General features: G+C 30.0%; 11 protein-coding genes and 1 pseudogene. All 12 read left to right on the top strand.

What is annotated here, in order from left to right; genetic code table 11:
• Window positions 1–115 precede the first annotated feature (115 nt).
• Entirely contained in the window at window positions 116–1,240 is a 1,125-nt protein-coding gene (locus COZ07_RS01875; RefSeq protein ID WP_406606899.1) for an ABC transporter permease, read from the top strand.
• Window positions 1,240–2,184 (top strand): ABC transporter permease, encoded by a 945-nt coding sequence (locus COZ07_RS01870; protein WP_406606898.1) that lies wholly within the window; start codon window positions 1,240–1,242, stop codon window positions 2,182–2,184. Before COZ07_RS01875 ends, COZ07_RS01870 begins: the two co-directional genes overlap by 1 nt.
• 98 nt (window positions 2,185–2,282) lie before the next feature.
• On the top strand, window positions 2,283–3,083 hold the full coding sequence (locus tag COZ07_RS01865; protein WP_406606897.1) for a helix-turn-helix domain-containing protein: 801 nt from the start codon (window positions 2,283–2,285) through the stop codon (window positions 3,081–3,083).
• 50 nt (window positions 3,084–3,133) lie between these two features.
• The gene (locus COZ07_RS01860) at window positions 3,134–3,709 is read left to right on the top strand and encodes a DUF4416 family protein (protein WP_406606896.1); all 576 of its coding nucleotides are present in this window, start codon (window positions 3,134–3,136) and stop codon (window positions 3,707–3,709) included.
• Between the two features lie 26 nt (window positions 3,710–3,735).
• Window positions 3,736–4,308, top strand: a complete 573-nt coding sequence (gene thpR / locus COZ07_RS01855; protein ID WP_406606895.1) for a 2'-5' RNA ligase family protein — start codon at window positions 3,736–3,738, stop codon at window positions 4,306–4,308.
• Between the two features lie 62 nt (window positions 4,309–4,370).
• Window positions 4,371–5,414, top strand: coding sequence for a DNA recombination/repair protein RecA (gene recA / locus COZ07_RS01850; protein ID WP_406606894.1), 1,044 nt, complete (start codon window positions 4,371–4,373; stop codon window positions 5,412–5,414).
• Between the two features lie 116 nt (window positions 5,415–5,530).
• The gene (locus COZ07_RS01845; RefSeq protein ID WP_406606893.1) at window positions 5,531–6,061 is read left to right on the top strand and encodes a regulatory protein RecX; all 531 of its coding nucleotides are present in this window, start codon (window positions 5,531–5,533) and stop codon (window positions 6,059–6,061) included.
• A 325-nt stretch (window positions 6,062–6,386) separates the two neighbouring features.
• On the top strand, window positions 6,387–7,928 hold the full coding sequence (rny, locus tag COZ07_RS01840) for a ribonuclease Y (RefSeq protein ID WP_406606892.1): 1,542 nt from the start codon (window positions 6,387–6,389) through the stop codon (window positions 7,926–7,928).
• 244 nt (window positions 7,929–8,172) lie between these two features.
• Window positions 8,173–8,700 carry a GNAT family N-acetyltransferase gene (locus tag COZ07_RS01835; protein ID WP_406606891.1) on the top strand — a complete coding sequence of 176 codons (528 nt, stop codon included), beginning with the start codon at window positions 8,173–8,175 and terminating at the stop codon, window positions 8,698–8,700.
• 28 nt (window positions 8,701–8,728) lie between these two features.
• A complete protein-coding gene (locus COZ07_RS01830; protein WP_406606890.1) occupies window positions 8,729–9,772 on the top strand; it encodes a PIG-L deacetylase family protein in 1,044 nt (347 codons plus the stop codon).
• Between the two features lie 9 nt (window positions 9,773–9,781).
• Window positions 9,782–10,129 carry a hypothetical protein gene (locus tag COZ07_RS01825; RefSeq protein ID WP_406606889.1) on the top strand — a complete coding sequence of 116 codons (348 nt, stop codon included), beginning with the start codon at window positions 9,782–9,784 and terminating at the stop codon, window positions 10,127–10,129.
• A 100-nt stretch (window positions 10,130–10,229) separates the two neighbouring features.
• Window positions 10,230–10,299: pseudogene (locus COZ07_RS01820) on the top strand (hypothetical protein); the annotation flags it as partial.

The following is a 10,299-nucleotide window of genomic DNA, read 5'->3' as shown; positions in this document are numbered from 1 at the left end:
GCTATCTTAGATCCAAAAAAAACAAATGAAAAAGAATTAGGCTTATTAATGACTGGTTCAGTTCGTAATAATAAATTTCCTAAAAAAAAGTAAATCATTAGGGAGCAAGAAAATATTGAAAGCTGCTAAAAAAATAGACTATTATAGTTTTTTAGAAAAAATTACTCCTTTGATTGCAGTAATATTTGCTCTTTTAGTAGGTGCAATAGTTATTGTTATAATTGGAGAAGATCCAATTTATGTCTATAAAATTCTTTTTAGCAATGCTATTAGCAATAGAGATGGTTGGGGGAATGTATTATTCAGAGCGACTCCTTTAATATTTACTGGATTAGCAGTTGCCTTCGCTTTTCGCTGTGGACTATTTAATATAGGTGGAGAAGGACAAGTGTATATAGGCGCTTTTTTATCCACCTGGGTTGGATTTACTTTTACTAGTTTACCTGCTTTTATACTTATTCCATTATGTATACTCACCGCAGCTGCTGGTGGTGCTTTATGGGCAGCTGTTCCTGGAATATTAAAGGCTAAAAAAGGGGTGCATGAAGTTATTGTTACTATTATGATGAATTGGATAGCTGCCTCATTAACTTTTTTTCTTGTTTTAAAGTATAAAGCACCAGAGACTGAAACGATGATAGCAGCAGGAGTAAAACAGATGATTCCTCACACTAAAGAGATTGCACAAGCTGCTCGTCTTCCAAGATTATATGATCTATTTAAATCAATCAACATAGATTTTCCTTCTTATAATCAGGTTAATGTTTCCTTTTTTATTGCTATAGGGGTAGCCATATTAGCTTACTATATTTTATGGAAAACAAATTTAGGCTACGAAATAAGGGCAGTTGGCTATAACCCTTTAGCGGCTGAATACGGAGGAATTAGTGTAGCTAAAAATATTGTATTAGCAATGGTTATAAGTGGAGCTTTTGCCGGACTAGTTGGAACCAATGAAGTAATGGGTTTTAAATATCGCTGGAGACAAGAACTTTTCACTGGATTAGGATTTAACGGAATTGCGGTTGCCCTTTTGGGCAAAAATCACCCTTTGGGAGTGGTCCTGGCCGCTATTTTATTTGGTATTTTAAATTACGGAGGAGCAATTGTAAATATTTTTACTGAAGGCAGAATACCTCGAGAACTTATTATGGTATTACAAGCAGTAATAGTAATATTTGTAGTAATTAGCGATGAAATAGTAAAAAGATTAATTGTAAAAAGGAGGAAACTAACCTAATGTTTGGCAGTATTTTTAATGCAGATTTTATTGCTTCCTCTATCAGAATAGCTATACCCTTAGCCTTAGCTGGTTTAGGGGGGGTATTTTCAGAAAGATCAGGAGTTATTAATATTGGATTAGAAGGTATAATGTTAACTGGAGCTTTTACGTCAATTGCAGTGACTAATTTTATTCAAAATCCCTGGTTAGGGATTTTAGCTGCTATTATAATTGGTATTTTTTTAGGATTAATACATGGTATTACCTGCATTACTTTTAAAGCCAACCAAATAGTAAGTGGTGTGGCAATTAATTTATTTGCCAGTGGTATAACTGTATTTTTTTCTTGGCTTTTATTTAACGAAACACAAATTATGGCTAAAATAAGCCTACCTATATGGGGATTATCTATTCCAAACCTAGGAGAAGGCTCAAGCTTTTTAAGAAGTATTATCATTATATTTGCTCATCATTCCCCCTTAGTATATTTAACCATCATAATTTTCATACTATCCCATTTAATTATATTTAGAACTCCTTTTGGATTAAGATTAAGATCGGTAGGGGAATATCCTCAAGCTGCTGATACTATGGGAGTTAATGTTATTAAAATAAGATACATTGCAGTAATGACCTCTGGGGCTCTTGCCGGATTGGCAGGTTCTTTTTTATCCTTAGAACAAGCTCACTTCTTCGTAAAAGAAATAAGTGGAGGTAGAGGTTTTATTGCTTTAGCAGCTATGATTTTTGGTAAATGGACTCCTTTTGGCACGGCAGGAGCTGCACTTTTATTTGGTTTTGGCGAAGCTTTAGCTATAAGATTACAGAGTGTCACTGCTGTTCCGGTTCAATTTATAAATATGGTTCCCTATCTATTGGCAATTTTTGTATTAGTAAGTGCTATTGGACGAGCTATTCCTCCAGCAGCAGATGGAATTCCTTATGAAAAAGAAGTAGGATAATAAGTAAAAAACTTTTATGACCACTCGACTAAGAATTGTTTTGGGTATATAATATAAAAAATAATATAATTTCCAAAAAAGGAGAAAAATTTAAATAAATGAAAGAGATTGGAAATTTTTTAAAAGAGAGAAGGGAAGCAAGAGGCGTCTCTTTAATTGAGGTAGAGAAAGATTTAAAGATACGTAAAAAGTACTTGCAAGCTATCGAAGAAGGCAATATAGATATAATTCCCGGTAAAACTTATCTTATAGGATATTTAAGGAATTATAGTAAATATCTTGGTGTAGATGAAGAAAATATTAACCAGATAATTCAAACTTATAAGAATTTAGAAAAAAGTAAAAGTAACTTGGAAGAAACTGGGGAAAATATTATTTTACCTAAAAAGCATAAAAGAGATAAATCTATATTTGAGAAAAAAAAGTTTTTCTTTCCTATTAAATATGTTTATTTAATCAGCTTTATACTTATAATCTGTATAGGATTATTATTTTTAAGTCATTCTCTTAAAGAAGCACAGAACTTTCCGATTCCTTCACCTGAAATTGCAAAAGAAACCGATATAAATATCGAGAAAAATATCAATTTAGAAACAGAAGCTATTATTGCAGAATATCCGAAAGAAAAGGATATTTCAAATGATACATTACCTTTTTTAAAATTAATAGCCAATGATAAATCTTGGATAAAAATTCTTTCTGGAGGCAAAATAATATTTGAAGGAATATTATTTACAGCAGAAGTTTTTTCCTGGAAAACTGACCAAGCTTTAGAAATTATAACTGAATATCCGACTAAAATCGAAGCATATTATAATGATAAGATAATTGAAATTAATAAAGGGGTTATTAATAATTACATTTTAAAATATAATTTTAATCCTACCCAAAATGTTTAATATCTTTTAAGCATCAATAATATAAAAACAGTAAGGAATATATTGTAATTGTGGGGAAGATAATTTTTCCAAAACCAGCTAAACTTATTATAAGTACAATTACTTCAGATATAGGTTTATTTAATTTATATAAAGAGATATTGATAAAAAGGTTTGGCAAAGTTGATATCGAAAGCAAGGTTCAACCTTTCATTTTTACTAATTATTATGAAAAAGAATTTGGCAAAAACTTAATACAAAAGTTATTTTCTTTTTTCACCCCAATTAAGCAGAATAGGCTCCCAGAAATTAAAAGAATAACTAATAACTTAGAAAATAATTGTATGAATGAAAATACTAAGCAAAATATGACCTTTCCTAAAAGAAAAATAAACCTTGATCCAGGATATGTTACTCTAAATAAATTTATTTTAGCAAGCACTAAAAATGGACCAACCAGAATTTACCTTAGCCATGGAATATATGCTGAAATAACTCTTAGATTTATAAATAAATCATTTGTACCTTGTGAATATACCTATCCTAATTATAAAACCGATGAATATATAAATTTTTTAAACCAAGTTCGACAAAAATATAAATTACAATTAAGAGAGTATTTAAATAAACCTAATATTCTTAATTAGCAGAAGAGGGAGTTAATTAAACAAACTTGGAAAAAATAAGAATCTTTATTGCGATTAATTTAGATCCAGAGATAAAAAAATATTTAACTTCTCTTCAGAATAACCTAAATGTACCTGAATCCAAAATAAAATGGGTCGAAAAAAATAATTTGCACCTTACTATAAAATTTTTAGGATTCATATCACTAAAACAAATAGAACTAATAAAAGCAGGACTAAAAGAAATAACCAATCAATATAATCCCTTTTTAATACAATTATCTTCAGATATTGGAGTATTTCCAAATTACAAAATGCCCCGAATAATTTGGGTAGGAATTAGAGAAGGTATGAACGAATTAAAAGAGTTATATAATTATATAGAAGTAAACTTATTTAAAAAAGGTTTTCCACGAGAAAATAAAGATTTTTCCAATCATATAACCATTGGAAGAGTAAAGTCTATTCAAGATAAAAACAATTTTATCCCTCTTTTAAAAAGCATTAATATAAAAACCTTATCCCAAAAAGTTAATAGTATCGAAATCATGGAAAGCAAATTAACTCCAAATGGACCCATATATAATATAACGGCTAAATTCCCTTTATTAAAACAATAGAAAATTATAAATTTTACTGAAATATTTATTGAAATAAAAAATTATAAAGGAGTAATCAAAAAATGACTGACAAGATAGAACAAAATAACCCAGAAAGAGAAAAAGCATTAAGTACAGCTATGCAAAATATTGAACAAAGATTCGGGAAAGGTTCCATAATGAAATTAGGAGATCGCCCCAAGGTTTCTGGAAGTGACATTATTTCAACTGGTTCATTGAGCTTAGATATCGCTCTTGGAATAGGCGGAGTCCCGCGAGGTAGAGTAATAGAAATATTTGGCCCTGAAGCCTCTGGAAAGACTACACTTGCTTTACATATTATAGCTGAAGCTCAAAAGAATAATGGTATTGCTGCTTTTATTGATGCGGAACATGCTTTAGATCCAAATTACGCTAAAAATATTGGCGTTAATATAGATGAATTAGTTATCTCCCAACCGGACACGGGCGAACAAGCCTTAGAAATAGTGGAATCTTTAGTTAGAAGTAATGCGGTTGATGTCGTTGTAATAGATTCAGTTGCTGCCTTAGTACCTAAAGCAGAGATAGAAGGCGATATGGGAGATTCTTTTATGGGATTGCAAGCAAGATTAATGTCTCAAGCCCTTAGAAAACTTACTGCTATTATTAGTAAATCAAGAACCACTACTGTATTTGTAAATCAAATTAGAGAAAAGATTGGCATCTTTTTTGGTAATCCCGAAACTACTCCTGGTGGTAGAGCGCTTAAATTTTATTCTAGCGTTAGAATGGATATCAGAAGAAAGGCATCAATAAAAAAAGATGAAAATAACATTGGAATATCCGTCAAGGTAAAAGTGGTAAAAAATAAATTAGCCCCCCCCTTCAAAGAAACGATTTTCGATATAATCTTTGGTAAAGGGATATCCAAAGAAGGAGATATTATAGATCTAGGTAGTAAATACGATATATTACAAAAATCAGGGGTTTGGATTTCTTATAACAATATAAAATTCGGCCAAGGACGTGAAAATTGTAAAATATATCTAGAAGAACACCCGGAAATTGCTAAAGAAATAGAAGATAAAATATTAACCACAGTTGGACTTAATAAAAAAATTACTAAAGAGGATTCTGAAAAATAAATAAAATTACTTCCATAAAATATGATCAAAAAGACATTAGTCAAGTAGTTATTTATATAGATAATAAAACCAGATACAAAATAAATGAAAAGATAATTAAATTATTAGATGTTTACGTGGGTAAAGAATTATCTGAACAAGAAATAGGAAAAATCATTTCCGAAGATAAAACTACAAGGGGTAAAGAATACCTTTTAAGGCTTTTATCCCGGAGAATCTACAGTAGATATGAAATATCCGGAAAATTAAAAAATAAGGGATATCCTGAAAAAATTATTGCTAATCTTATTTTTTGGTTAGAAAATAATAATTATATTAATGATGAGTTCTTTGCCGAGATGTGGACTCAATTTCGATTAAAAAATAAACCTATAGGAAAATATAGATTAAATCAGGAATTAAGAATAAAAGGGATTAAAAAGGAAATCATCCAAAAGGTTATAGATAAAACATATAACGAAATAGATGAAATAACATTAGCCCGAAATCTTATAGAAAAAAAGATTGAATCATCTAAAATTAAAAATATTAAGATAGACCCGAAAAAAATATATAATTTTTTATTAAGAAGGGGATTTTCAGGAGAAGTTTCGAAAAACATTTACAACGAGCTAAACAATAAAAATACAGTAACAAGTGATAAGTAACCTGTAATAACTACCTATTTTTCTAATTTCAGAAATTTAATCTTATTACACATTTGCCTAAAGCATTTTTTTAATGTAGGGGTCGGATTTATCCGACCCGAAACGGGTTCGATGAATCGAACCCCTACTAAATACTTATATTTGGTTATTTGACTTTTCATACTGGACAGGTTAAAATATTTTAAGTAATTTTACTATAATTTTTTGTAATCTCTTATTCAGATATTACGGTTTCTAAATTTAAAAATACATATTTAGCTCTATTGAAATTAAAATGTAAATTAATATACATAACTTATGTACCTTGTAAATTGAATATTAGGAGGTGAATAATATTAGAGTTTACTATATTTTTATTCTAAACATTTTTATTGGTATAATAATAGGCTATTTCATTACTAAATATATCGCTAAAAATAAAATAGCATCAGCTGAAATAAGCTCTAAGAATATTATAGAAAATGCTAAAAAAGAAGCCTATTCTCTTAAAAAAGAGGCATTACTACAAGCAAAAGAAGAAGCTTATAAAATTAAGAGAGATACTGATATTGAAATTAAAGAAAAAAGAAATGAAGTGCAAGGACTTGAAAATAATTTAATTAAAAAAAGCAATAACTTAGTTCAAAAAATAGAAACACTCGAAAAAAAAGAAAGATCTCTAAATTATAAAGAACAAGAATTAGAAAATAATCTACAAAAAATTAAAAATTTATACCAAGAACAGAAAAACGAATTAGTAAAGATTTCAAAAATGAGTATTGATGAAGCGAAAAATGAGCTTTTAAAAAATTTAGAAAAAGAACTTACTCATGAAACCGGTAAGATGATAAAAGAGATTGAAGATCAAGCAAAAATAGAAGCTGATAAAAAATCAAGGAATATAATATCATTAGCAATTCAAAGGTATTCTGCTGATCATACTATAGAGACAACCACATCTTTTGTACCTTTGCCTAATGAAGACATGAAAGGAAGAATCATTGGAAGAGAAGGTAGAAACATTAGAACTTTTGAGATGTTAACTGGAGTTGATTTAATTGTAGATGATACCCCAGATGCAGTGATTATTTCTGGATTTGATCCTATACGAAGGGAAATTGCTCGTATAGCTTTAGAAAAATTGATTGTTGATGGTCGTATACAACCAGCAAGAATTGAAGAGATAATAGAAAAATCTAAAATAATTGTTAACAATAAAATCCAGGAAGAAGGCGAACAAGTAGTCTTTGATACAAATATTAAAAATATTACTCCAAAACTAACTAATCTGTTAGGAAAGTTAAAATATCGAACCAGTTATGGACAAAATGTTTTACAACATTCAAAAGAAGTTGCGTATCTTTCTGAAATTATGGCCGCAGAGTTAGGCGTAAACTCGCAATTAGCCAAAAGAGCTGGCTTACTTCATGATATTGGAAAAGCGCTTGATCATGAAATAGAAGGTCCTCATGCTATAATTGGTTCTGAAATAGCTAAAAAAAATGGAGAAAGCCTTGAAGTAATCAATGCTATTGCCGCTCACCATGGAGATGTTGAACCTAAAACTATTGAGGCTGTATTAGTCCAATCTGCTGATGCAATATCTGCTTCTCGACCTGGAGCTCGACGTGAAATGTTGGAAACTTATATAAAAAGGCTTGAAAAATTAGAAGAAATTGCTAATTCTTTTGAAGGAGTCGAAAAAGCATTTGCTATACAGGCAGGTAGAGAAATAAGGATAATTGTTAATCCGGAAGAAATAGATGATTATGTAGCAAAAAAAATGTCACGAGATATTTCCAAAAAAGTAGAAAAAAATATTGATTATCCTGGTCAAATTAAAGTAATAGTTATTAGAGAAACTCGTTCAGTAGAATATGCAAAATAAATAAAGTACACTTTATATTTAAGGAGGTAATTTTTTAAAAGTTACCTCCTTAAATATTCATTATATTTCATAACTTAAAGAGATATTTTTTTAAAAGATTTAAATTTTAAGCGTATATATGCTAAATAATAATATTTTTATTAGAAAATTTAATAATTGTGATAGAGAAGATATTCGGAGAATAAGTTGTGATACGGCTTTTCTAGAAGAACCGAGAAAAGTTTTTTTTGATGATGATGAAATATTGGCTGATGCTTTAACTCTATATTTTACAGATTATGAGCCAGATTCCTGTTTTGTTGCTGTTAAAAATGATAAAATTATTGGGTACATTATCGGAACAACAGATGTTAAATTAATGCAAAAAATATTCTTTATACGAATTATTCCGCTTTTAATTATTAAAGCATTAAATAAAAGGATTATTTTTAAAAGAAATACCCTGAATTTTTTAATACATATATTATTAAGCTTATTAAAAGGGGAATTTATTCGACCAGACTTTTCAAAAAAATATCCAGCCACATTGCATATTAATATTGATAAAGCCTTTAGAAGGCAAAATATCGGAAAACAATTAATCGAATATTATTTAAAATTTTTAAAAGAAAAAAATGTATCAGGAGTTCATTTTGGTGTAATTTCGGAATCCGCAAAAGAATTCTTTATAAAACTTGGTTTTAATATATTATTTAGAAGTAAACTGTCATATTTACGATATTATTTGGGTAAATTTATTCCTTACTACATTCTGGGAAATTTGTTAAAATAATAATTTTAGTTAATTTGGAAAGAAAGCAATGAAAATAATACGTAATATTATTTTAGGCATTATCATAATTGGAATTATTTATAGGTTTATTTATATGAATCAAGCAAAACAAATAGCTCAAGAATTACCATGGCAAAATGTAACTCTTACTCCCCAGGATCGCATTCTTATTTTAGCTCCACATCCGGATGATGAAGTTTTAGGATGCGGGGGAATTATTCAAAAGGCTGTGAAGCTAAATCTGCCTGTACGTATTGTTTTTTTAACTTATGGGGATAATAACCAGTGGTCATTTATGATTTATCGCAAACGTCCTGTGGTGATGCCAAAAGCAGTGCAGACCATGGGTTTAATACGTCACGATGAAGCAATAGCTGCTGCTAAGGTGTTAGGGATTTCATCAGAACAGTTAACTTTCTTAGGTTATCCTGATTTTCGTACATTAAATATCTGGTATTCTCATTGGGGAGATAATCCACCGGTTGACAGTATGCTTACCGAAGTAAAAGCTGTACCCTATGATAATGCATTTCGTCCTGGGGCACTATATAAGGGTGAGGAAATCTTACAAGACTTAAAAACTATACTACGTGAATTTAAACCTACCAAGATATTTCTTTCTCATCCCAGCGACCATCACCCTGATCATAGGGCACTTTATCTTTTTACTAATATTGCGCTTTGGGATCTTGATGAGGAAATACAGGCAACCCTTTTCCCATATTTGATACATTATAAAAAATGGCCTAAACCAAAAGGATATTTTCCTGATAAACTATTAGAGCCTCCTCAACTTTTCAAACAAACGATTATTTGGCAGAATAATAACTTGAATAATGAAGAAGTTAAACTAAAGTACAACGCTATTAAAAAACATAAATCCCAATACAATTCTAACGCTAAATATCTTCTTTCCTTTATACGAACTAATGAATTATTCGGTGACTTTCCGGTTATTACCTTAAAACCAAATAGTGCTGGTGCATTTCTAACCTCTGATCGTAAGATAGATCTTACTGAATTTCCAGAACAGTTAAACGCTCAAGAGCGTACCTCTTTTGTGGGTTTGTAAGAACGTTTTGTGCGTCTCGAAGATAATGATCTTATATTTTCTATTAAATTATCGCGTCCTATTGCAGAGGCAGTAGGAGTTTCAGTATATATCTTTGGATATCGCCAAGACCGGCCATTCCAAGAGATGCCTAAATTACATATCAAGTTTGGAGCAATTGAACATCAGGTTTTAGACCAGAACAACCTACTTCCTATAGGAGTAATAAAAGTAGAACGTAATTTAAAGGAAATAAAAATTTGGGTACCACTTGATTTGTTAGGAAATCCTCAGCGTATTTTAACTAGTGCAGATACATATTTAGGTACAGTACCATTAGATTGGGTTTCATGGCGGGTTTTAGAGATATCCAATTGAAATAGGAGAAATTAGTTCGAGTAACAGATTAAGACATAAAGAAGGAGGTGAAAAAAATGGGAGCTAAAAAAAACACTTTAATGTAAACGAAGCAAAGGTAATTGGTGAAAAGTTAGGGATAACCTGGGATAAGTTTGATCTAGAACAATTTAGAATGGGAATGGATGTAG

Source organism: Candidatus Infernicultor aquiphilus, from assembly GCF_002784285.1.
Taxonomy (GTDB): domain Bacteria; phylum Atribacterota; class Phoenicimicrobiia; order Phoenicimicrobiales; family Phoenicimicrobiaceae; genus Infernicultor; species Infernicultor aquiphilus.
The sequence above is the reverse complement of the archived record's forward strand: the minus strand, read 5'-3'. Positions and strand labels throughout refer to the sequence as shown.